This is a genomic window from Gandjariella thermophila (assembly GCF_005405885.1).
Classification (GTDB): domain Bacteria; phylum Actinomycetota; class Actinomycetes; order Mycobacteriales; family Pseudonocardiaceae; genus Gandjariella; species Gandjariella thermophila.
In genome coordinates this window covers 85,290-107,383 of the sequence record NZ_BJFL01000011.1, presented here as the reverse complement: position 1 = coordinate 107,383, position 22,094 = coordinate 85,290, and the positions used below count along the sequence as shown (strand labels likewise).

The following is a 22,094-nucleotide window of genomic DNA, read 5'->3' as shown; positions in this document are numbered from 1 at the left end:
GGGTCACCCTGCGGTCATGTCGTGGACGGTGCGGCGGGCCGGTGCGGCCGACGCCGAGGAGATCGCCAGGATCAACGTGGCGTCCTGGCGGCACGCCTACCGGGGGATCGTCCCGGACGCGGTGCTGGACCGCATGTTGCCGGAGAGCCGGGTGCCTGGCTGGCGGCGCTGGCTCGCCCTGCCGGCACCCGCCGCGGTGTTCGTCGCCGTGGACGCCACCGGCCGGATCGGTGCCTACTGCGGTGTGGACGCGGTGCGGGAGGAGGGCGACCGGCACGCCGACCTGCCCACCGGGGAGCTGTGCGCGATCTACGTCGACCCGCCCAACCTGGGCACCGGCGCCGGGCGCGCGGTGCACGACGCCGGTGTGTGGCACCTCGCCGAGCAGGGTTTCCGGTACGCGGTGCTGTGGGTGCTCGAGGCGAACACGTCGGCGCGGCGCTTCTACCGCAGCCGCGGCTGGCGCGCGGACGGCGGCAGCAAGCAGTACGAGGCCGGCGAGGCGCAACTGCCCGAGGTGCGCTACGCGCGGTTCCTGCCCGCCACCCGAAGCCGTTACGCGAGCAGCGTGTAGTTGAGTTCCTCGCAGATCCGGCCCAGCGGCAGGTCCAGGCCGGGGTGGTCGAGCGGCAGCAGCACGTCCGGGGTGTCCGGCAGGGCGCTGGCCGCCGGCGGGTCCCACAGGCAGATCGCCGGGTCGCCGGCGTCCATCGAGGACCGGTACCACAGCCCATCCAGTTCCGGGTAGGCCGCACGGATCGCCCGCGCCCACGCCTGGGTCACGTCCTTGGGGCCGCTGCTCAGCGCCTGCGAGGCCCCCGCCCTGGTCGGCCACAGCCCCGCCAGGTCGAGCAGCCGCAGGGTGCGCCGGGGGCGCAGCACCACCAGGTGGGGGCCACGGGTCCGCCGGTCCACCGTGGACGTCGCCTGGTACACCTCGGCCACGCTGGTGCGCACCGACAGGCCGAAGTAGAGCACGCCGTGCTCGGGGCTGGGCACGGGTTCGCCGTCCGGCCCCGGCGGGTGCGGGTCGAACCGGGCGTGCGGCAGCGGGCCGGTGTACCGGAAGGTGTTCCAGCGCTGGGGGTGGCGGCCGCTCTGCGTGAAGATCCGCACCAGCCGGGTCGCGCGGTGCACCGCGACCACGTCCTCGGCGCGACGCAGCAGGGCTTGCAGTGCAGCGGGTGCCGGCGGCTGGGGAAGCCGTGCCATACGGGTCCAGTCGTCCTGGGAGCGCTCGCCTGCCGGATCAGACCGGGGTGCCGATCATCGACGCCAGGGCCGCGACGCGCCGCGGATCGCCACCGGCGAGCAGCCAGTCTCTCGGCGAGGTGGGCGTGCCGGCGATCGGCAGGTCCTCCTGCGGGTTGGTCATGAACGCGGCCACCACGAGGTGCGGCTGGTCACCCGGCAGGGCGGCGAGCACCAGTTCCAGGCCGGGCAGCACCGCGTCGTCGGTGAACTGCCAGGACGGCAGCCGCCACCCGCCGCGCTCCTTCCACCCGACCAGCCGGCCGGCGGCGATGCGGTGCCGGATGCGGCTCGGGTCCACCGACAGCCGCCGGGCGACCTCGCCGACGGTCAGCGCGGAGTCCCGCAGCACCGCCTGCGCGGCGACCGCCCGGGCGCGCGGGTCGGCGTCGGTCTCCCGGCGCGGCGCGAGATCGAGACCGACCTCGGCCAGTGCCTCGCGCTGGTCCGGTGTGAAGTACGCGGCCGGCTCCGGGTGCGGTGGGGCCAGCCGCCGTGCCGCGTCCTCGACGAGCGACAGGAACTCGGTGGCGGTGACCCGCAGGCCGGCCTTCGCCAGCACGGTCTCCAACGCGAGGTTCATGCGCACAGGGTATCCCGCGCGTGCGGTTTCGTGCGGTCCGTTGTGGACGAAGTCACCGGACAGATCCACTGATCGCGCACGGACCACCACGGTAGGTGATCCGTGCGAGGCGGCACACCGGCCGAGCGTCGGGTTCGCCGGACCGGCCGGGTGGGTGAACGGTGGCCCGGGGCGGGGCCGGTCAGCGGCGGAGCCGGCCGACCCGCGGGTCGACGCCCAGCCAGGTTCTGATCTTCGCCCGGATCCGGTACATCGCCGACTGGGTCGCCGCGGCGGTGGTGCCCAGCCGCCTGGCGATGTCGGGGGCGGACATGCCCTCCGCGGCCAGCGAGAGCAGGGACCGCTCGTAGGCCGACAGCGTCGCGCATCGTGCCGCCACCCAGTCGGCCTCGGCGCGGTCGCAGGCCCGGTCCGCGGGATCGCCGGCCGGGTCGGGGCGCAGCCGGGTGTGGGTGAGCACCCGGCGGGCCGTACTGCTGCGGCGGGCCTCGTCCGCGCACAGCCGCTTGACCACGGCGACCAGGAACGGCCGCAGCCGCGCCAGGTCCAGATCCCCGAACTCGGCCGCGCGGATCAGCGCGTCGTGCACGATGTCCTCCGCCTGCGCGGGTGTGCCGGCGTGCCGGACGGCAACCCTCAGTAGGTGGGCGCGGACGTTCAGGTACTCCTCCCACAGGCCGGCCGGTGCCTCCAGGGCATGGCTCCCGCCTGGCTGGCGTTGCATGACGGCTCCCTCACCGACGGAAATATTGCTTCAATTTGTGGAAATAGACGGAAAATCTTCGTCCACCTCCGCTCGCGGTCACCCTGTGTACGGGTTGGGCCGGCGGGGTGCACCCTGCGAGTCCGGTTAGCAACGTCACGTAACGGGGGTGTTAACCAGTCGTCCTGGTCCGGACGAGTGAAGCCGCGTCAGGCTGGGGCGGACCCATCCGTACGGCTACTGGATCGCGAGACCCGCGAACCGTCGTCAATGTCCGAGGAGGGATACCCCCATGAGCCGTCTCCGGCTCCTCATCGCCTTCGCGGTGGCCGCCACCGCGGCCGTGCTGGCCACCCCGAGCGCTGCCGCGGCCCCGGCACCGACCGAGCCGGCCCGCGACTCGGTCCTGGTGCTCACCGTCGCGCCGAGCCAGCAGCCCGCGCGGCACCGGGTGCTGCGGTGCAGCCCGACCGGCGGCGACCACCCGTACGCCGCGCAGGCGTGTGCCGAGCTGGACGCGGTGCACGGCGACCCGGGCGAGTTGCGCAGCCAGCCCCGGCCGTGCCCGTTCATCTACCGGCCGGTGACCGCGACCGCTGAGGGGTACTGGCTCGGCCGGCCCGTCAGATTCCAGCAGACCTACCCGAACGACTGCGTGATGCTCACCCGAACGGGCTCGGTATTCCGCTTCTGATCGGCTCGAGCCAACCCGTCACAGACCAGGGCGGGCCGGCGTGGTGGCAGGGGCCACGCCGGCCCGCCCTTCCTTCTCCGGCGCGGTGACGGTGGGTGAGCGCGGCTCCCGGCGGCGTGGTCCGCACGACACGAGGCGGTCGGGGCGCGGTCGCGGCCCGGTCGGGCCCCGCTCGGCGCCGGCTCAGCGCGATGTCAGCGGGCGGGAGCCGCAGCCACCCACCGGTCGGGGATACTCGACAGGTGGCGGGTGCACGAGGCCGACAGCGGAAACCGTCGCGGCGGTCCGGCCGGCCGTCCCGGGTGGTCCGCGAGCCGGTGGACACCGGGATCGCCGAGCTCGTGCCGGACCGCGACCGTCCCGGCGGCTGGACGCTGCTGCTGGACGGCTCCCCGCAGTCCCACGTCGACCTGGCGGAGCCCACCTACCTCGAGTACGAGTACCTGCGGCGGATCGCCCACCTGGTCGATCTGGCCGGCGGGCCCGGCCAGCCGCTGCGCGTGCTGCACCTCGGCGGTGGCGCGCTCACCCTGCCCCGCTACGTCGCCGCCACCCGTCCCGGCTCCTGGCAGCAGGTCGTCGAGGTGGACGGCCGGCTGGCCGAGCTGATCCGGCGGGAGTTGCCGTGGCCGCGCACCATGCGGGTCCGGGTACGGGTCTCCGACGCCAGGGAGGCGCTGGCCCGCTATCCGGACGGCCGGTTCGACCTGGTCGTTGGGGACGTCTTCGCCGGAGCCCTGGTGCCGGCCCACCTGACCTCGGTGGAGTGCGCGGAGCAGGTGTCCGGGGTGCTCGCCCCGGGCGGCCGGTACGCGCTGAACATCGCGGACGGCCCGCCGCTGACCTTCGCCCGCGCCCAGGCGGCCACCATCCGGGCGGTGTTCCCGCACGTCTGCCTGCTCGCCGACGCCCCGGTGCTGCGCGGCCGGCGGTTCGGCAACCTGGTGCTGGTGGCCGGCCACCGGCCGCTGCCGATGGCCGAGCTGACCCGGCTGGCCGCCGGTGATCCGTTCCCCGCCCGCCTGGTGCACGGCGCCGACCTCGACGCGTTCACCGGCGGGGCGCACCCGGTGTCGGACGCCACCGCCGTGCCGTCCAGCACGCCCCCGCCGCGCACCTTCCCGGTGGGTCTGCGCACCTGTTGACGGCCGAACGCCGGCGCGGCGGTAAACTGGTCGTGGTCGTTTTTCGGGGCGACGTCACCGCCCGGTGGCCGGCCCGAGAGTGTTGTTGTTTGGTCGTTGCTTTCCTCCAGACGCCTATCCGGAGAAGTACGGTCCGACATCCGGCCCGAGGGTCACGCCCGTGGCCCTCGAACCTGGCGTCTGTTGAGGAGACAGTGATGGCGCAGGGCACGGTGAAGTGGTTCAACTCGGAGAAGGGCTTCGGCTTCATCTCCCCCGACGAGGGTGGCGCCGACGTGTTCGTGCACTACTCGGCGATCCAGGGCGGCGGCTTCCGCTCCCTGGACGAGAACCAGCGGGTGGAGTTCGAGGTCGGCCAGGGCGCCAAGGGCCCCCAGGCCCAGTCCGTGCGCGCTCTCTGAGTCGCGAACCCGCATCGGGTGGCCCCGGCTCCGCGGAGTCGGGGCCACCGGCATGTGGACGGTCAGTCCCCGGCCATCCGCACCTGGTTGCCGCCGCCCCGCTTGGCCAGGTACATCGCGGCGTCCGCGCGGCGCAGCGCGGCCTCCACCGAGTCCTCGGCCCGCAGCCGGGTCAGCCCAACCGACGCGGTGATCCCGTGCTCCCGGGCGAGGGGTAACGCGGCCACCGCCCGCACCGCCCGGCGCATCGCCGCCCGCGCCGCGGCCGGCGCGGTGCGGCGCAGCAGCACCACGAACTCGTCGCCGCCGTACCGGGCCACCAGGTCGTCCGCGCGCATCGCCTCGCGCAGGGTGGCGGCGACCGCGCGCAGCACCTCGTCGCCCCGGGCGTGCGACCCGCCGTCGTTGACGCGCTTGAACCCGTCCAGGTCGACCAGGGCGACCGCGGCCGGTGTCCAGCCGGGCTCGGCGCCGGTCGCCGCGATCGCCTCGGCCAGCGCCCGCCGGTTCGGCAGCCTGGTCAGCGGGTCCTGCCGGGCCAGCCGGGCGGCGTCCCGGTGCCGGCGGTCCAGGCGGGCGTGTTCCACCCGGGCGCGTACCGTGGCCACCCGCGCCTCGTGCAGCGCCCACAGCTCGGCCTCCAGGGCGTCGGCGTAGTCACGCCGGCTCTGCCCGGCCTGGGACACCGTGGCCAACTCGTGTGCCAGGGACAGCGCCAGCGCGGGCTCCGAGGCGTTGCCGACCAGCCGCCGGCTCACCCGGCGAAGCACCCGCGCCGCCTCGTCCGGGCGGTTCTCGGACATCCAGCACCGGGCCAGCGCGATCGCCACGACGATCTGCTCGCGCGCGTAGAGGGCGCCGTCCAGCAGCCGGTACAGCCGGTCCCGGTGCCCCGGATGCGGATCGGCCAGCGCGTGCGCGGCCCCGACCATGGGGTCGACCTCGGCCGGCGGGCGGTCCCGTCCCGGGTGCTCGAACTGCGACCACGGCGCCTCGATCGCGCCGGTGGTCGCCGCGGCGGCGGCGAACTTCTCGGCCCCCTCGGCGTGACGGCCCGCGCGCTCCAGGTGCAGCGCCCAGCCGAGCAGCACGCGCACCCGGTTGATCAGCAGGATGACGGCGCCGCCGGGCTGGCCGACGTCGCGGTCCAGCCGGGCGGCCCGCGCCACGAACTCGTCCGCCTGCTCGAACAGGCCGAGCTGGGCGAGCACCAGCCCGATGGCGTTCAGCGTGGAGATCAGCGTCCGGAGCCAGGCGTCGGGGGTGAACCCGGGGTAGGGTTCGCCGCCTGCGTCGAGGATGGCCATCGCGGTGGCGGCGTGGGTCAGGGCGTCGTCCTCCCGCCCGGCGAACAGCGCCTGCCGCGCCAGGTAGGCGCGGCCGGCGGCCTCGTGCAACCACAGGCCGCGCTGGCGTGCGTGCCGCAGCAACTCCTCGAGCAGCCCGTCCGCGCGATGGCCGGTGCCGGCCGACGCGACGAAGGTGCTCACCGTGCTGCTCAGCAAGGTGAGGAAGGTGGGATTCGGTCCCCGGCGGCGGGCCTCGGCCAGCAGATCGAGCATCTCGGCCGCCGCATCGACCTGCTGCTCCAGCGGACCGAACTGGGCGGCGCGGACCAGCTCGCGGGACCGGGAGAGTAACCAGTCGTCGCTGGCCTCGGTCAGGTCGCTGGGTTCGCCGCGCGCGGGCTCGCCGACCGGGCCGGGCACGCGCACGGGCGTCCCTCCGGCGCCGGACGGCGATCCCCTGGACACGGAGAGCATTGTGGCACGGAACGGCCTCTCCCCGCCCCGAAAGCGAATCCGCGCGGAACCGGCCGGTACCGCTGGTGGCGGTAGCCGTCCGGAAACGTTCCCGCGCCGAGCAGCGATGAATTCCGGACTCGCGCCGGGTCCATTCCGGCGAGAGCATCCACCGGGACGCCCGCGCACGCCCGATCGCGCACCGCCGGTGCGCCGCCGGCGCGGGCAGGGGAGGAGCGCACCGCCGTGACGACCGCAGACCATCCGGTCGACGAGGACTTCCTCCGCCTCGCCGACCCCTACCGGCGCGAGCTCCTGGCGCACTGCTACCGCATGCTGGGCTCGGTGCACGACGCCGAGGACCTGGTCCAGGAGACCTACCTGCGCGCGTGGCGCGCCTACGACAAGTTCGAGGGCCGGTCGTCGCTGCGCACCTGGCTGCACCGGATCGCCACCCGGGCGTGCCTGACCGCGCTGGAGGACCGGGGCCGGCGGCCGCTGCCCACCGGTCTGGGCGAGCCGAGCGCCGACCCCACCGACACGCTGGTGGAGCGGCCCGAGGTGCCGTGGCTGGAGCCCATCCCGGACGCGATGGTCGGCGCCGAGCAGAGCGACCCGGCCGCGATCGTCACCTCCCGGGAGAGCCTGCGGCTGGCGCTGATCGCCGCGTTGCAGCACCTCCCGCCGCGCCAGCGGGCCGTGCTGATCCTGCGGGACGTGCTGAGGTGGCGGGCCGCCGAGGTGGCCGAGGCGCTGGACACCACGACCGTCGCGGTGAACAGCATCCTGCAGCGGGCCAGGGCGCAACTCGCCGAGGTGTCGCCGAGCGAGGACGAGATCGTCGAACCCACCGAACCCGGCCAGCGCGAGTTGCTGGACCGCTATGTCGCGGCGTTCGAGGAGTACGACATCGCCGGCCTGGTGAAGCTGTTCACCGAGGACGCCGTCTGGGAGATGCCGCCGTTCACCTCCTGGTACCGGGGCGCGGAGAACATCGGCCGGCTCGTCAAGGCGCAGTGCCCGGCGGAGGGGCCGGGCGACATGCGGCTGGTTCCGGCGGAGGCGAACGGCCAGCCCGCGTTCGCCATGTACATGCGGGACCGTGCCGACGGCGTGCACCGGGCGTTCGCGCTGCACGTGCTGACCCTCACCGGCGGCGGCATCGGGCACGTCGCCTGCTTCTTCGACGTGCGCCTGTTCAACGCCTTCGGCCTGCCGGACACGCTGCCGGCAGGGCCCGCGGTCGCGGACGGCCCATGACCGAGCCCTGCGTGCCGGCGGCCATCATCGGGGGCCTCGCGCTGCTGGAACGCGCCGTCAACTACACCCTGGGCAGCGTGCGCCTGGTCACCCCGGACGCGATGAACCGGGAGACGCCGTGCCGGGACTGGGACGTCCGCGCGCTGCTGGCCCACCTCGGCGACTCCATCGAGGCGCTGCACGAGGCCGTCGCCGCCGGATGGGTCGGCCTGGACGCGACCGCCGCCGACCCGGAAGCCGACCCGGTGGCCGCGGTGCGCGACCGGGCGCGCCGGCTGCTCGGCGCGTGCACCGGCGCCGGCGGCCACGACCTGGTCGCGGTGGCCGGCGCCCCGGTCACCACCGGCCTGGTCACCGGCGCGGGCGCCATCGAGGTCGCGGTGCACGGCTGGGACGTCGCCCGCGCCTGCGGGCAGCGCCGGCCCATCCCCGACGATCTCGGTGCGCGGCTGCTGGAACTGGCCCCGCTGCTGGTCGGCGACGCCGACCGGCCGGGACGGTTCGACCCGCCGGTCGACGTGCCGCCACTGGCGCGCCCGGCGGACCGGCTGGTCGCCTTCCTCGGCCGGCGGCCCTGACCGGCACGGCCGCACACCCGGCTACCGCGTCGCCGCGGCGGACAATCGGCTTGAGTCTCCAGTCGCTGGAAGGTCGAAGGTTGGTCCCGTGAGCGACCACACCGAGCTGTTCACCATCGGCCAGCTCGCCCGCCGTACCGGGCTGCCGGTGCGCACGATCCGGTTCTGGTCGGACAGCGGCGTCGTCGCGCCGACCGGCCGCTCGGCGGGCGGGTACCGGCTCTACGACGCCGAGGCCGTGGCCCGCCTGGACCTGGTCAGCACGCTGCGCGAGCTGGGGTTGGACCTGGACACCGTGCGCAGGGTGCTGGCCCGCCAGGTCACGGTGAGCGACGTGGCCAGGGCGCACGTGTGCGCCCTGGACGCGGAGATCCGCACGCTGCAGTTGCGCCGTGCGGTGCTGCGGTCGGTCGCCAGGCGTGGCAGCACGACCGAGGAGATGAGACTCATGACCAAACTGGCCCGCATGTCCGCCGAGGAGCGGCAGCGGATCATCGACGAGTTCGTCGGGGAGGTGTTCGACGGCATCGACCCGGACGCGCCGGGCGCGCACATCGCCCACGCGATGCGGAGGATGCCGGCGGAACTACCGGCGGACCCGTCCCCGGAGCAGGTGGACGCCTGGATCGAGCTGGCGGAGCTGGTGAGCGACGAGGACTTCCGCGCGCGGGCGCGGGAGATGGCCGTGGCCGGCGTGCAGGCGGGGGAGCAGGGCCAAACCTACGACCCGAAGCCGGTCCGGGACCACGCCGGCATGGCGGTCGACGCGGGCATCGCCCCCGAGTCGGCGGAGGGCAGGGAGATCCTGCACCGGATCGTCGACCCGGGCATGCCCGCGGAGGAGCGCGTCCGGCTCGCCGACCTGATGGCCACCTTCACCGACCGCCGGGTGGAGCGGTACTGGCAGCTGCTGGGCATCCTCAACGGCTGGCCGCCGTTTCCGTCGGGCGTCCCCGCGTTCGAGTGGACGATCGCCGCGCTGCGCGCGCACTCCTGAGCGCAACCCGGGGCCTCCCGATCAGGGGCCGGCCTGCCGCGCTCGCCAGGCCATCCTGGTCAGGGCGTACTCCACATCCCCCTGCTCGGCGCCGGCCAGGTACTCCGGCCACTCGGCGAAGAAGGTGCGCACCAGGGTCAGCCCGGCGTTCTCCAGCACCCGGCGCGAGGCGGTGTTCACGGTCATCGTGGTGGCCACCACGCGGTCGAGGCCCAGCTCGTCGAACGCGCGGCGGACCAGCGCCCGCGCGCCCTCGGTGGCATAGCCGCGGCCCCATGCGGCCGGCCGCAGCCGGTAACCGAGTTCGATCCCGCCGGAAAGGCCGATGCTGCTCGCCGGCCGGAGCGAGAACCAACCGATGAATGTGCCGGTGGACTTCTCGACGGCCGCCCAGCAACCCAGCCCAGCCGGCAACTCGGCGTACTCGCGGAGGATCGCCGGCAGGGTCTCTTGCTCGACCACGGACCTCGGCACCGGACGGCCGTCGTCGACGAACCGCATCACCGCCGGGTCCCCGTGCAGCGCGGCCAGATCGTCCACGTCCGCCTCGGTGAACCGCCGCAGCACCAACCGCTCGGTCTCCACCACCCGCCGATCCGACCAGTTTTCCGTACCTCCGGCAACTCGGTTTTGCCAGCGGCATGATCGTTGTCCGGTGCGCCATACTTGATCGTCGGCGGTGGGCCGACAGCCGGGGGTTGCCGTGGTCGAACCGAATCGTCTGCTGCGCGCCGCGCGCGAGCGGGCCCGCTCGCCGCGCCTGCCGAACGCGCACATGTCGCGTGCCGAGTTGGCCGAGGCGGTGAACGCCTGGGTGCGGGCGCACACCGGGCGCGCCGGAGCGCTGGACGGGCACTACGTCGCCCGCCTCGAGCGTGGCGTGATTCGTTGGCCCGGCAACAACTACCGGGCGGGGTTCCGGGCCGTGCTCGGGGTGCGAAGCGACGAGGACATCGGGTTCCGCCCGCCCCGGCGGTGCGTGCCGGACCAGGAACCGCCGGATGCCGCATCCGATCCGGCGATGCCCGACGAGTGGACCGAGCGGGCGGCCGAGGAATGGGTGGCCGCCGTCGAGGCCGGTGACGGGCGGCCGATCGCCGAGACCACCGCGTTGCGCCTGGCACACGCGTGGCTGGTGGCCGAGCCGCCGCAGCGGGTGGAACTGCGCGCGGGCCGACGCATCGGTGTCGACCTGGTCGACGGCATCGTCCGGCGGGTGGCCAGCCTGCGACGGCTGGACGACTTCGTGGCCGGCGGTGATCTCAACCCGGCGATCGAGCGTGAGCTGCGGGCGACCGCGCACCTCGTCCGTACCGCCAGCTACACCGACGCCGTGGGCCGCCGCCTGCTCGCCGCGCTCGGGGAGCTGTGCCAGCTCGCCGGATGGGTGGCCGCCGACGCCGGCCTGAACCAGCGGGCCGGCCGGCACTACCTGGCGGGCGTTTCCGCCGCGCATGCGGCGGGTGACGCCGCGCTGGCCGGCAACCTGGTGTCCAGCCTGGCCTACCACGTCGCGAACACCGGGCGGGCACGCGACGCGGTGCTGCTCGCCCAGTCCGCGCTCGCCGGCAGCAGGAACACCGTGACCGCCACCACCCGTGCGTTGTTTCTCGAGCGGTTGGCGTGGGCGCAGGCGAAGAGCGGAGACCGCGCGGGCACCGACCGCACGCTCGGTGCCGTCGAGGACGCCTTCGCGCGGCGGCGACCCGACGCCGACCCGGAGTGGGTGTACTGGCTCAACGCGGACGAGATCGACGTGATGGCCGGCCGCTGCTGGACCGAACTCGGGGTCCCGGCGCGTGCCGAGCCTCCGCTGGAACGCGCGCTGTCCCGGTACGACGACCGGTTCACCCGCGAGGTCGCGCTCTACCTGTCGTGGCTTGCCGAGGCGCGGGTTCAGGCGGGCGACGTGGCCGGTGGGGCAGCCATCGGGCTGCGGGTGGCCGAGATGTCCGCCCGGACGGCCAGTGCGCGAAGCAACGAACGGGTGCGCGTGCTGCTCGGCAAACTCCGGCCCTACCGCTCCGTTCCCGAGGTGCGCGAGTTGTGGGACGCCGCCGACGCGCTCCCGCGATCGCCAGCGATCGAACCGTGAACCTGCCGCCTTGTCGCCCCGATCTGCCCCAGGGTGCCCACGCTTCTGCCCTGAGCGACGAGGCCCCGGCAGCCGACGACGAGTACGTGATCGATCTTGACCCGGTCCGGAGGCGGGCGTGACGCGGCCGGTCCTGCTGGTGCGGCTGCGTCCCGGCGTGGTCGGCGAGTCGCGTCGAGTGGTGCACGTGGTGCCGGTGCCCGCGGGCAGCGCGGTGCCCGCAGTCCTGGTGGCGTACTGCGGCGCGCGGATTCCGCCCGGTGCGGCGGAGTTGCTCCCAGAACCGGCTGGGATGCCGTGCACCGCCTGCCTGTTGCGCGCACCGCTGCCGCGGCCGGACCGGCTTTCCGCTGGTGACTGAGCCGGGCCGGCGGGTCGGTACGGGTGTGTTCCGGCGGCTGCTGCACCGGCTGGAGCCGGACGGACGGGTGATCGTCTGCTGGGGTGTTCCGCTGCACGCCGCGCCGTGTGGGGCGGTATGCGTTCCCCGATGCGACGGTGCGAGTGCCGGCTGGCCGTGTTGCGCCGGCTGCTTCGGGGCCGACGGTGCGCGGTGAACTTATTCGGTCGCGTTGGGACACGGCGCTCGGCACGGTGGCCTGATGGTGGATCGCCAGTTCGCGGATGCCGAGCTTGCGGCGTGGTACGACGTGCTGAACCCGGCACGCGACGACCGCGACTTCTACCTGCCGTTGGTGATGGCTGCGGAGTCGGTGCTGGACGTCGGGTGCGGGACGGGTGCGCTGCTGCACGCGGCGCGGGACGCCGGCCACACCGGGCGGCTGTGCGGGCTGGACCCGGCGGTGGGGATGCTGGCGCAGGCGCGCAGGCGGTCGGACATCGAATGGGTGCTCGGCGATCTGTCCTCGGTCGCCTGGGAACGCGAGTTCGATCTGGTGGTGATGACCGGCCACGCGTTCCAGGTTTTCGTCACCGACGAGGAGTTGCGCGCCGCGCTGGCCGCGATCTGGTCGGCACTCACCGAGAACGGCCGGTTCGTGTTCGAGACGCGCAACCCGGCGGCGCGGGCGTGGCGGCGGTGGACGCCTGAGCACGTTGTCGAGGTGACCAATGCGGATGGTGTGGCACTGCGGATGTGGCACCAGGTCCGCACTCCGGTCGTGGGGGACGTCGTCCGGTTCACCACGACGTTCAGCAGTCCCGGCTGGGAGCGACCCAGGACGAGCCGGAGCACGCTGCGGTTCCTCGGTCCCGATGCGCTGTCCGCGTTGCTGGCCGAGGCCGGCCTGGTGGTCGAGCAGCAGTTCGGGGACTGGACTGGTGGTCCGCTCACCGCGACCAGCCCGGAGATCATCTCCATCACGCGGCGCGGGGCGGGTGCTCAGTCGTCGTCGCGCTCGAAGCCCCGGTAGCGGTACAGGTCGTCGGTCATCTTCTTCTTCAGGGGTGGCAGGTGGTTGACCGTCCGCATCGCGGTGCGCATGCCGGCCAGTGCCAGCCGGCCGATGACCGGCCGGTGCATGGGGTTGTCGCCGCCCTGCTGCTTGCGGGAGTCCAGCACCGCCCGGAACCCGTAGTCGATCATCTTGGTCTCGTACCGGTGGACCGCCTCGAGCAGGGACAGCCTGCCGTCGCGGGCGTCGATCAGCCTGCGGGTCAGTAACGCGGCGTCCCGCAGCGCCGTGTTGGCGCCCACGCCGCGACCGGGCGTCATCGTGTGGATGGCGTCGCCGAGCAGCGTGACGTTCGTGGTCGGCCATGCCGGGATGGGCTCGGAGGTGGCCACGTCGATCGGCACGCAGGTGCTGGTGTCGGTGCGGTCCAGCAGGGTGTGGAAGGTGGGGCTCCAGGTGGGCGTCAGTTCCCGGACCACCGTGACCAGTTCCGGCCCGCTCAGGCTCAGCACGTCGCCGGGCAGCCACCGGGTGGACGCGGCGAAGCCCCAGTTGATGTAGTCGCGGGTGTTGTCGTAGAGCAGACCCGGCCACTGCGCGATCAGTTCCGCGTCGTTGCCGCCGATGCCGCCCTTCACCCGGCCGGCACGGTCCCAGGGGAACTCCATGACGTGCAGGATCCCGAAGAAGCCCTTCGGCGCGAAGATCGTGGAGATACCGAAGAACACCTTGGGCGGCAACAGGTTCCTGGTCTCGTCGGTGAGCGGGACCTTGGCGCTGATCGCCACGATGCCGCTCGGCACCACCCTGGCGTGCGGCAGGTACTGCCTGCGGACCCGGGAGCGGGTGCCGTCGGCGGCGACCAGGAGGTCGCCGGTCGCCGACGTGCCGTCCGCGAAGAACGCGGTGACCGTTCCGTCCGGGTTGGTCTGGTAGCGCTGGAAGTCCTTGCCGAAGTGGACGGCGTCCTCGAGGCCGGTGAGCAGTACCTGGCGCAGCGTCATCCTGCTGACCGACTTCTCGCTGTCGACCGGGTCGGTGTCGTCGCGCAACCGCAGCGACAGCACCTCGTCGAAGTGCTCGTCCAGCATGTTGAAGTAGCGCGGCGCGCGGGCGCAGGTGGCGACGAAGGTCTCGTACAGGTCGGGCGGCAGGCACTGGTGCAGCGCGCGGCTGCCGTCCGGGTCGATGCCGACCCGGTAGCCGTACAGGCCGTCGGAGCGGGTGCGGTCGCGCTCGTAGACGGCGACGCCGATGCCCGCGCGCCGGAGGCCGTGCGCCAGGCACATGCCTCCGGTGCCGGCGCCGATCACGATCACGTGGAACGGGCTGGCCATGAGCCGGTACCCCCTTGGGCGAGAGCGGAGCGGAACCCGTCGGGGCGCCGCTCGGCGGACGACTAGATGCTATATGGACAGTCATATTATGGCTATACGTACTATGGTGTCCTCAGGCCGGGTTGGCCATCCACGGGGCCCGGCGGCCGTCCTGCTGATCTGCCGGTTTCGCCAGGGCGCCGGGAGGGCTGCCCGACCGGGATTCAGCCGCGCTCGAGAGCCGTTCAAGCCGACCGCAGCAGGGTTGGCCCGGTTCGTTCCGACGCCAACCGAGGGTGTGCCGTGGTCGCTGTCGTCGTTTCGGTCGTGCTGCTCGCCAACGGGCTCGCCGCGGGTGTGCTGATGGGCACGCAACTCGGTGGCTGGCCGCTGCTGTCGTCGCTACCGCCGGACCGCTACGTGCACGCGCACGCGTTCTTCTCCACCCGCTACGACCCGTTCATGCCGATCTGCCTGGTGACGACCGCGGTCGGTGACCTGGTGCTGCTGGTGGCGGTGCGGGCGAGCGCGGCACGCGGGCTGTACGCGGTGGGCGCGGTGCTCACGCTCGCCGCGATCACCATCTCGCTGGTCAAGAACGTGCCGGTGAACCGGTGGGTGCGCACCCTCGACCCGGACAACCTGCCGGCCGACTTCCCGAGCCGGGACCCGCGCCGCCCGTGGGCGGCGTGGAACCGGGTACGCACCACGCTGACCGTCCTCGCCCTGCTCACCAACTGCGTGGCCGTCACCCTGCTGCTGATGGCGGCCGGGCGGGGCTGACCGGCCACGATTCATGGCTGGTGGCGGGCATCCCGCGCGAGCAGGCGGCGCAACGCCTGCCGGAGTTCCTGTGCCGGGTGTCGGGGGAGGTCGCCGGCGCGCCAGGCGACGAATCCGTCCGGGCGGACCAGCGTCGCGCCCGTCCTGGTCACGCCGTAGGCGGCCAGCCACCGGTCCTCGAAGTCGGTCAACTCGACGCCGATGTGGTGGGTCCGCAGGTCGACGCCGCACGACCCCGCCGCCGTCCGGGCCGCCGTCGTCCACTCCGCGCCGTCCGGTCCGACCAGCAGAGTGAACGCGTCGTGGCACAGGTCCAGCGTGGACAGCCGTGTCCCGGCCCGATCCAGCCAGACGTGCGGGGCGCGCAGGCCCGGGTGCCCGCTCGGCTTGCGCGGGTCCTCCACCGGGCCGTCCGGGGCGGGCCCGTCGGCGAGGACGGCCGCCGAGTCGTACCGGTACCCGAAGATCATGGTCAGGTCGTCGACGGCGGTGGCGCCGGTTCCCTCGTGGCGGCCGTGCAGCAGCCGCATCGCCTGTTCCAGCGTGACCTGCGCGACCGGGCGGCGCTCGTCCTCGTAGCTGTCCAGCAGGGCGTCCCCGGCCTGGCCCCGGACCACGGCGGCGAGCTTCCACGCCAGGTTGTGCGCGTCCGCGATGCCGGTGTTCGCGCCGTAGGAACCGGAGGGCGGCACGACGTGGGCGGCGTCGCCGACGAAGAACACCCGCCCGGCCCGGTACCGGTGTGCGACCCACCCGCCGATCCGGGTGCCGGTGACCTTCCGGGTCCACCCGGGCACCGGCGGGACGAGCGTGATGTCGAGGCCTGGGTCCCCGACCGCGAGGCGGGCCAGTTCGGCGCAGCGCCGCTCGGAGAAGTCGTCGAGGCTCTCGCCCGCCTCCGGGCGGTAGGGCACCGCCAGCGCCCACCGCCCGAACTCGCGCAGCGGGCTCAGCGTGGTGCCCGCCCTCGGCTGGTCCAGGTAGGCGAGCAGGAACCGGCGGCCCCGCAGCGCGGCACCGAGGTCGGCGTCGAAGACGTAGTTCGCGACGTGCAGCAGGACGCCGGGTCCGTCCGCGCCGATGCCGAGCCGGGTGCGGATGCCCGCGCGGTTGCCGTCCGCGGCGACCAGGTAGTCGGCGTGGATGCGGTACTCGCCGCCGCTGGCGAGATCGCGCACGGTGGCCGTCACGCCGTCGTCGGCGGAGACGAAGGAGACCAGTTCGGTGCCGAACCGCACGTCGGCGCCGCTCCGCTCGGTGGCGCCGCGCACCAGGCGTTCCAACTCGTCCTGGTCGATCATTCCCCAGTCGGTGGGGCTGAGCGTCGCCGGCGGCCGGACCTGGGCCAGCAGATCGAAGCGGAAGCGTTCCTGGCCGGCCAGCGTGTCCGCGCCGATCATCTCCGGGAGGTCGGTCAGGATCGAGGTGCGGCCGCCGATCGCCTCGGCCAGGCCGAAGGCGCGGTAGATCTCCATCGAGCGCGGGTTGAACGCCCGCGCCTGCGGCAGCAGCGCCGTGGACGGGTGCCGCTCGACCAGGATCGGCCGGACCCCCTGCCGGGCGAGGAAGAGTGCCGCGGACAGGCCGGCGATCCCTCCCCCCACGACGAGCACGGCGGTCCTGTGGTGATCCGGTTCGGTCATCGTTTCGCTGCTCCTGTCGTCATGCCACCGGCCACATCGGACGAATCCCCACCCGGCCGCACCCGGGGCAGCGCGGCCGTCACCACCAGCCCCAGCAGCAGCACCCCGATGCTCACCGCCATCGCCGCCGCCGTGGCCGCCACGAACCCGCTGCCCAGCCGGCTGAAGAAAACCGTGCCCAGCAGCGCGATTCCGGTCGCCGTTCCCAGTTGGACGGTCGTGTTCACCACCCCGGACGCCGACCCCGCCTCGTACGGTTTGACCTCCGCCATCGACGTGCCGAACAGCGAGTTCAACACCGCGCCGATACCCACCCCGAACCCGACCTCGGGGACGATGAGCACCCAGCCGCGCAACGCCATGCCGAGCCACCACACCAGGACCGCGATCGCCGCCAGGCTCACCATCAACACCACGATCCCGGCGGCGGTGAACGACCGCCCGAGGCGCGGCGCCATCCGCATCGCCACGACATTGCCCACCACGATGCCCAGCGTCGCCGGCAGGAAGGTCAGCGCCGTCGCCAGCGGTGAAAACCCGAGCCCCACCTGCAGGTGCAGGGTCAGCACGAAGAACACCCCGACCGCGGTGTTGACCGAGAACATCACCGCCTGGCCCGCCACCAGGCCGCGGTACCGCAGCAGTCCCGGCGAGATCAGCGGCTCACCGCCGCGGCGGGCGTGCGCCCGCTGCTGGTAGGCGAACAGTCCGAACAGCGGCGCGGCCGCCACCAGCAGCGTGATCACCCACGACGGCCAGCCCAGTTCGCGGCCCTGCACCAGCGGGTAGAACACCGCGAACAGCCCGGCGGTGAGCAGACCGAGCCCGCCCGGGTCGACGCGCTGCCCGGCGGTGTGCGGCCGGGCCGGCATGGTCAGCAGGGCGCCGGCCACCGCGAGCACCCCGATCGGCAGGTTGACCAGGAAGATCGCCCGCCAACCGGAACCGAACAGGTTGGCCTCGGTGAGCACCCCGCCCAGCAGGGGCCCGGCCAGCCCACCGATCGGGAAGGCGGCCGAGTAGTACGTCATCGCCTTCGGGCGCTCGTCCTCGGCGAACTCGGCGAAGATGAACGACAGCACCTGCGGCACCATCAGCCCGGAACCGATGCCCTGCGCCACCCGCGCGGCGATCAGCACGCCGACCTGCGGCGCGAGCCCGGCTAGCAGGGACGCCACCGTGAAGGCGGCCATCCCGAGCACGAACAGCCGCTTGCGGCCGTACCTGTCGCCCAGCCGGCCGCCGGTGATCAGGGTGAGCGCGAATCCCAGCGCGTAACCGGCGGAGATCCACTGCAGCGCGGCCTCCCCGGTGCCGAGTTGGCGCTGGATGGTCGGCAGCGCCACCGACACGATCTGGTTGTCCACCATGTCCACCAGGACGGCCAGCACCGTCACCGCCAGCGCCCACCACCTGAGCGGATGCCTCGCCACGACGTACTCCTCCCGCGCTCACCCGACCACTCCATAATCAACGACCCACACGACTGTGTCAAACAGTTGTTTGGTTAACTCAGACAGTAAGTTGATACTGCCAGGTGGCCGTATAGTCGACGTGTGCCACCGTCGAAGCCCCGCCGGTCGCCCAGGCCGCAGGAGCGGCAGCGCGATCCGGACCGCACCCGCCGGCTGATCCTGGACGCGGCCTCGGCCGAGTTCGCCGCGCACGGGTACGCGGGCGCCCGGATCGGCGCGATCGCCGCCCGGGCCGGCGTCAACCAGCAGCTGATCTCGTACTACTTCGACGGCAAGGAAGGTCTCTACCGGGCCATTTCGGAACGCTGGCGGGAACGCGAGACCGAGTTGGTGGCACCGGGCACGCCGCTGCCCGAGCAGATCCGCCGGTACGCGCTGGAGGCGCTGAGAAACCCGGACGCGGTCCGGCTGATGGCGTGGAGCGGCCTGGAATACGCCGGTCCGGAAACCGATCCGGACCACGGCCCCCGCTCGAAGCGGCTGCAGGGCAGCATCGACGAGGTGCGCGCGCTGCAGGCGGCCGGCCGGCTGCCCGCCGAGGTGGACCCGGCCTGCCTGACCATCATGCTGATGGCGGCCGCGATGGCGCCCACCACGCTCCCGCACGTGATCGAGGGCGTGTCCGGGATGGACCCCAGCTCGGCGGAGTTCATCGAGCACTACGCCGACCAACTCGTCATCGTCGCCCGGCTGCTCGGCCTCGAATCCGCCGACAGCGCGGCCCCATCACGCCAGGGCTGAGCCGATCTGTCCGGCGGCCGCCGGTTCCGCCGCCGGTCGCGGCCGCGCCCCCTGGTGCCTCGGCGGCGTTGTCGAGGAGCCGTCGAGCCCGTGTCGAGCAGCGGCGCCCACGATGCCGGTGGTCCGATCACCACCCGAGATCCGCTGGACATGGAGGGCCGTATGTGCGGCATCACCGGTTGGGTGAGCTTCTCCCGAGACCTGAGCATCGCGCGCCCAACGATGGAGTCGATGACCCGTGCGCTCGGCAACCGCGGCCCGGACGCGGACGGCGTATGGCTCGATCATCACGCCGCGCTCGGGCACACCCGGACCGCCGTCATCGACCTGGCCGGCGGCTCGCAGCCAATGGTGGCGGAGCAGGACGGCCGGACGCTGGCGGTGCTCACCTACAGCGGTGAGGTCTACAACTTCGGTGCGCTGCGCGACCGGTTGCGGCGGGCCGGGCACCGCTTCCGCACCAGCAGTGACACCGAGGTCGTGCTGCGCGCCTACCTGGAATGGGGCGCGAGCTGCGCGGAGCACCTGGAGGGCATGTTCGCGTTCGCGGTCTGGGATCCGAGCCGCGAGGAGCTGCTGCTGGTCCGCGACCGGCTCGGGGTGAAACCCCTGTTCTACGCCGCGCAGCCGGACGGCGTGCTGTTCGGCTCGGAACCCAAGGCGCTGCTGGCGAACCCGCTCGTCCGCCCGGTGGTCGACCGGGACGGGCTGCGGGAGCTGCTGTCCACCGCCAAGACACCGGGGCAGGCGGTGTTCCGCGACATGCGGGAACTGCCACCCGGCCACACCGCCGTGGTGAGCCGACGCGGGATCTCCGAGAGCAGGTACTGGGCGTTGCGGGCCGAGCCGCACACCGACGACCTGCCCACCACGGTCGAGACGGTCAGCACCCTGCTGGACGACATCGTCCGCCGCGAACTCGTGTCCGACGTGCCGCTGTGCACGGCGCTGTCCGGCGGGCTGGACTCCAGCGCGCTCACCGCGGTCGCCGCCGGCATCCTCGGCGGGCGGGACGGTCACCGGGTACGGACGATCACGACCACGTTCGAGGGCTACAGCGACAACTTCCGCCCCGACGACACCCGCAGCGCGCCGGACGCGCCGTTCGCCGCCGAGGTGGTGCGCCGGGTCGGATCCGACCACGTCGACATCGTGCTGAAAACCTCGGACCTCATCGAGAGAACCACCAGGCTGGCGGCGATACGCGCGCAGGACATGCCCACGCCGTACGGGGACATGGACGCGTCGCTGTACCGCACGTTCCGCCGCATCCGGGAGCATTCCACCGTCGCGCTCATCGGCGAGGGAGCGGACGAGATCTTCGGCGGCTACATCTGGCTGCACCAGCCCGACTTCGTCCGGGCACCAACCTTCCCGTGGGTGGCCATGGAGGCGCTGCACGACGGCTGCCGCGCGGCGGGCCTGGGACGCGGCCTGCTCGACCCCGGCCTGCTGGAGAAGATCGACATGCCGGGCCACTACGCCGAGATCTACCGGCAGGCGTGTGCGGAGGCTCCGCACCAGGACGGCGAGAGCGCCGCCGAGCACCGCATGCGCGAACTGTGCCACCTGCACCTGACCCGATGGTTGCCGATGCTGCTCGACCGCGACGACCGGCTCAGCATGGCCTCCGGCCTCGAGGTCCGCGTCCCGTTCTGCGACCACCGGCTGGTGGAGTACCTGTACAACGTGCCGTGGTCGATGAAGACCTTCGACGGCAGGGAGAAGAGCCTGCTGCGGGCGGCGGTGGCGGACAAGCTGCCGCAGCCGGTGCTGCAGCGGCCGAAGAGCCCGTGGCCGGTGACCCAGGACCCGGCCTACACGCATGTCCTGCACCGCGAGCTGTCCGCGCTGCTGGCCCGCTTGGACGCGCCGGTGCTGCAACTGATCGATGTGGACGGTGCCCGCCGCGCGGCGGGTGACACGTCCGACGTGGCCTACACCTGGCACAGCCGCATGAACATCGAGTTGGTGCTGCAACTCGACCTCTGGCTGCGGCACTACGAGGTCGAGCTGGTCCTGTGACCCGCGGGGGCCGCGACCTCGCGGAGAAAAAGGAGAACGGTGATGACCGAGATGGCCCCACGACCGCTGCCGCTGACCCGGGAGTGCCCGCTGGCCCCGCCGGCCGAGTACGCCCGCCTCCGTGCCGAAGCCCCGGTCAGCCCGCTGGCGTTACCCGACGGGAACGTCGGTTGGCTGGTGACCCGGTTCGAGGACGTGACCGCCGCGCTGGTCAACCCGGCGGTGAGCGCGCAGCGGACGTTCCAGACCAACGTCTCGTCGGTCACGCTCACCCCCGAGGAATGGCGGGCCTCCGGGTTCGGCACCTCGTTCATCGGGATGGACCCACCGGAGCACACCCGGTACCGGCGGATGCTGACCGGCCAGTTCACCGTCCGCCGGATGAAGGCGCTCGCCCCGCGGATCGAGCAGATCGTCGACGAGCACCTGGACGCGATCGTCGCCGCGGGACCGCCGGCGGACCTGGTCCGGGACTTCGCGGAGCCCGTCCCCTCGCTGGTGATCTGCGAGCTGCTCGGCATGCCGTACGCGGACAGCAAGCAGTTCCAGCAGCACGCGGACGTGATGCAGCGGCTGGAAAGGTCCAAAGAGGAACTGCTGGACGCGATGACCGGCATGGCCGCCGCCATCCGCACCCTCGTCCAGGACAAGCGCGCGCACCCGGACGACGGGCTGATCAGCGGCCTGATCCAGGCCACGCCCGGGGACGGCGTGCCGCTGACCGACGACGAGCTGGTGGCGATCGGCAACCTGCTGATGATCGCGGGATACGCCACCACCGCCAACATGATCGCGATGGGCGCGCTCGCGCTGCTGACCTACCGGAACCAGTGGGAGACGCTGCGGGACCACCCGGAGACCATCGAGCGCGGCGTCGAGGAGATCCTCCGTTTCCTGTCGGTGGCCCCGTTCGGCCTGCCGCGCACCGCGAAGGCCGACACCGAGATCGGCGGGCAGCGGATCCGGGCGGGCGACCCGATCGTGCTGTCCATCGAGTCGGCCAACCGGGACCCCGCGCGGTTCGACTCCCCGGACCTCATGGACGTGACCCGGGCACCCCGGCGGCACGTCGGGTTCGCCTACGGCGCCCACCAGTGCCTCGGCCAGCAGCTCGCCCGGATGGAGATGCGGATCGCGTTCGCCAGGCTGACCCGGCGGCTGCCCGACCTCCGGCTGGCCGTGCCGCTCGAGGAGGTGCCGATGCGCTCCGACATGCAGATCTACGGCGCCCACGAACTGCCGGTCACCTGGTAGCCGGGTATCCGAAGACGGCATGCCGCCCGGGTTGACCCGGGCGGCACGATTCC

22 protein-coding genes are annotated in these 22,094 nt (G+C 73.1%); 14 read left to right on the top strand and 8 right to left on the bottom strand.

Annotated features, from left to right (window positions below; translation table 11 throughout):
* Positions 1-16: 16 nt before the first annotated feature.
* The gene (locus FFT21_RS13355; RefSeq protein ID WP_137814162.1) at positions 17-574 is read left to right on the top strand and encodes a GNAT family N-acetyltransferase; all 558 of its coding nucleotides are present in this window, start codon (positions 17-19) and stop codon (positions 572-574) included.
* Here the strand turns inward: FFT21_RS13355 and FFT21_RS13350 are convergent.
* From FFT21_RS13350 to FFT21_RS13340, 3 genes are all read right to left on the bottom strand, one after another.
* Positions 556-1,212, bottom strand: a complete 657-nt coding sequence (locus FFT21_RS13350; protein WP_137814161.1) for an RES family NAD+ phosphorylase — start codon at positions 1,210-1,212, stop codon at positions 556-558. The two genes, FFT21_RS13355 and FFT21_RS13350, sit on opposite strands and share 19 nt — an antisense overlap.
* 37 nt (positions 1,213-1,249) lie before the next feature.
* Positions 1,250-1,834: a helix-turn-helix domain-containing protein gene (locus tag FFT21_RS13345; RefSeq protein ID WP_137814160.1), complete on the bottom strand. Its 585-nt coding sequence runs from the start codon at positions 1,832-1,834 to the stop codon at positions 1,250-1,252.
* A 181-nt stretch (positions 1,835-2,015) separates the two neighbouring features.
* Positions 2,016-2,558 carry an RNA polymerase sigma factor gene (locus FFT21_RS13340; protein ID WP_137814159.1) on the bottom strand — a complete coding sequence of 181 codons (543 nt, stop codon included), beginning with the start codon at positions 2,556-2,558 and terminating at the stop codon, positions 2,016-2,018.
* Between the two features lie 271 nt (positions 2,559-2,829).
* On the opposite strand from FFT21_RS13340, the gene FFT21_RS13335 reads away from it, so the two are divergent.
* The 3 genes from FFT21_RS13335 (at position 2,830) to FFT21_RS13325 (ending at position 4,777) form a co-directional block, all read left to right on the top strand.
* Entirely contained in the window at positions 2,830-3,231 is a 402-nt protein-coding gene (locus FFT21_RS13335) for a subtilase-type protease inhibitor (RefSeq protein ID WP_137814158.1), read from the top strand.
* Positions 3,232-3,473: 242 nt separating this feature from the next.
* Complete coding sequence (locus FFT21_RS13330) at positions 3,474-4,376, top strand: spermidine synthase (protein WP_225978371.1); 903 nt, start codon at positions 3,474-3,476, stop codon at positions 4,374-4,376.
* 197 nt (positions 4,377-4,573) lie between these two features.
* Positions 4,574-4,777, top strand: coding sequence for a cold-shock protein (locus FFT21_RS13325; RefSeq protein ID WP_137814157.1), 204 nt, complete (start codon positions 4,574-4,576; stop codon positions 4,775-4,777).
* Between the two features lie 62 nt (positions 4,778-4,839).
* On the opposite strand, the gene FFT21_RS13320 is transcribed toward FFT21_RS13325, so the two are convergent.
* Complete coding sequence (locus tag FFT21_RS13320) at positions 4,840-6,531, bottom strand: GGDEF domain-containing protein (RefSeq protein WP_137814156.1); 1,692 nt, start codon at positions 6,529-6,531, stop codon at positions 4,840-4,842.
* 234 nt (positions 6,532-6,765) lie between these two features.
* On the opposite strand from FFT21_RS13320, the gene FFT21_RS13315 reads away from it, so the two are divergent.
* The 3 genes from FFT21_RS13315 to FFT21_RS13305 all read left to right on the top strand — a co-directional run bounded on the left by FFT21_RS13315 (position 6,766) and on the right by FFT21_RS13305 (position 9,354).
* Positions 6,766-7,779 carry a sigma-70 family RNA polymerase sigma factor gene (locus FFT21_RS13315; protein WP_137814155.1) on the top strand — a complete coding sequence of 338 codons (1,014 nt, stop codon included), beginning with the start codon at positions 6,766-6,768 and terminating at the stop codon, positions 7,777-7,779.
* Positions 7,776-8,357 (top strand): TIGR03086 family metal-binding protein, encoded by a 582-nt coding sequence (locus FFT21_RS13310; protein ID WP_137814154.1) that lies wholly within the window; start codon positions 7,776-7,778, stop codon positions 8,355-8,357. Before FFT21_RS13315 ends, FFT21_RS13310 begins: the two co-directional genes overlap by 4 nt.
* A gap of 88 nt (positions 8,358-8,445) precedes the next feature.
* Positions 8,446-9,354 (top strand): helix-turn-helix domain-containing protein, encoded by a 909-nt coding sequence (locus FFT21_RS13305; protein ID WP_137814153.1) that lies wholly within the window; start codon positions 8,446-8,448, stop codon positions 9,352-9,354.
* 21 nt (positions 9,355-9,375) lie between these two features.
* Here the strand turns inward: FFT21_RS13305 and FFT21_RS13300 are convergent, their stop codons facing one another.
* Positions 9,376-9,942: a GNAT family N-acetyltransferase gene (locus FFT21_RS13300; protein WP_225978370.1), complete on the bottom strand. Its 567-nt coding sequence runs from the start codon at positions 9,940-9,942 to the stop codon at positions 9,376-9,378.
* A gap of 115 nt (positions 9,943-10,057) precedes the next feature.
* Here FFT21_RS13300 and FFT21_RS13295 point away from each other — a divergent pair, with 115 nt between their 5' ends.
* The 3 genes from FFT21_RS13295 to FFT21_RS13285 all read left to right on the top strand — a co-directional run bounded on the left by FFT21_RS13295 (position 10,058) and on the right by FFT21_RS13285 (position 12,822).
* Entirely contained in the window at positions 10,058-11,449 is a 1,392-nt protein-coding gene (locus FFT21_RS13295; RefSeq protein WP_192909524.1) for an NsdA family TPR-like regulatory protein, read from the top strand.
* Between the two features lie 118 nt (positions 11,450-11,567).
* Complete coding sequence (locus tag FFT21_RS13290) at positions 11,568-11,810, top strand: hypothetical protein (RefSeq protein WP_225978369.1); 243 nt, start codon at positions 11,568-11,570, stop codon at positions 11,808-11,810.
* Between the two features lie 241 nt (positions 11,811-12,051).
* Positions 12,052-12,822, top strand: coding sequence for a class I SAM-dependent DNA methyltransferase (locus tag FFT21_RS13285; RefSeq protein WP_137814150.1), 771 nt, complete (start codon positions 12,052-12,054; stop codon positions 12,820-12,822).
* Here FFT21_RS13285 and FFT21_RS13280 read toward each other — a convergent pair.
* A complete protein-coding gene (locus FFT21_RS13280; RefSeq protein ID WP_137814149.1) occupies positions 12,792-14,141 on the bottom strand; it encodes an FAD-dependent oxidoreductase in 1,350 nt (449 codons plus the stop codon). The two genes, FFT21_RS13285 and FFT21_RS13280, sit on opposite strands and share 31 nt — an antisense overlap.
* Positions 14,142-14,423: 282 nt before the next feature.
* Here FFT21_RS13280 and FFT21_RS13275 point away from each other — a divergent pair, with 282 nt between their 5' ends.
* Entirely contained in the window at positions 14,424-14,903 is a 480-nt protein-coding gene (locus tag FFT21_RS13275; RefSeq protein WP_137814148.1) for an anthrone oxygenase family protein, read from the top strand.
* An 11-nt stretch (positions 14,904-14,914) separates the two neighbouring features.
* Here FFT21_RS13275 and FFT21_RS13270 read toward each other — a convergent pair whose 3' ends face one another.
* A complete protein-coding gene (locus FFT21_RS13270) occupies positions 14,915-16,546 on the bottom strand; it encodes an FAD-dependent oxidoreductase (protein WP_137814147.1) in 1,632 nt (543 codons plus the stop codon).
* Positions 16,543-17,979: an MFS transporter gene (locus FFT21_RS13265; protein WP_137814146.1), complete on the bottom strand. Its 1,437-nt coding sequence runs from the start codon at positions 17,977-17,979 to the stop codon at positions 16,543-16,545. The genes FFT21_RS13270 and FFT21_RS13265 overlap by 4 nt, the downstream gene beginning before the upstream one ends.
* Before the next feature lie 123 nt (positions 17,980-18,102).
* Here FFT21_RS13265 and FFT21_RS13260 point away from each other — a divergent pair, with 123 nt between their 5' ends.
* The 3 genes from FFT21_RS13260 to FFT21_RS13250 all read left to right on the top strand — a co-directional run bounded on the left by FFT21_RS13260 (position 18,103) and on the right by FFT21_RS13250 (position 22,041).
* Positions 18,103-18,762: a TetR/AcrR family transcriptional regulator gene (locus tag FFT21_RS13260; protein ID WP_137814145.1), complete on the top strand. Its 660-nt coding sequence runs from the start codon at positions 18,103-18,105 to the stop codon at positions 18,760-18,762.
* A 90-nt stretch (positions 18,763-18,852) separates the two neighbouring features.
* Positions 18,853-20,787: an asparagine synthase (glutamine-hydrolyzing) gene (asnB, locus tag FFT21_RS13255; protein ID WP_225978368.1), complete on the top strand. Its 1,935-nt coding sequence runs from the start codon at positions 18,853-18,855 to the stop codon at positions 20,785-20,787.
* 42 nt (positions 20,788-20,829) lie between these two features.
* Complete coding sequence (locus FFT21_RS13250; RefSeq protein WP_225978367.1) at positions 20,830-22,041, top strand: cytochrome P450; 1,212 nt, start codon at positions 20,830-20,832, stop codon at positions 22,039-22,041.
* Positions 22,042-22,094: the final 53 nt, after the last annotated feature.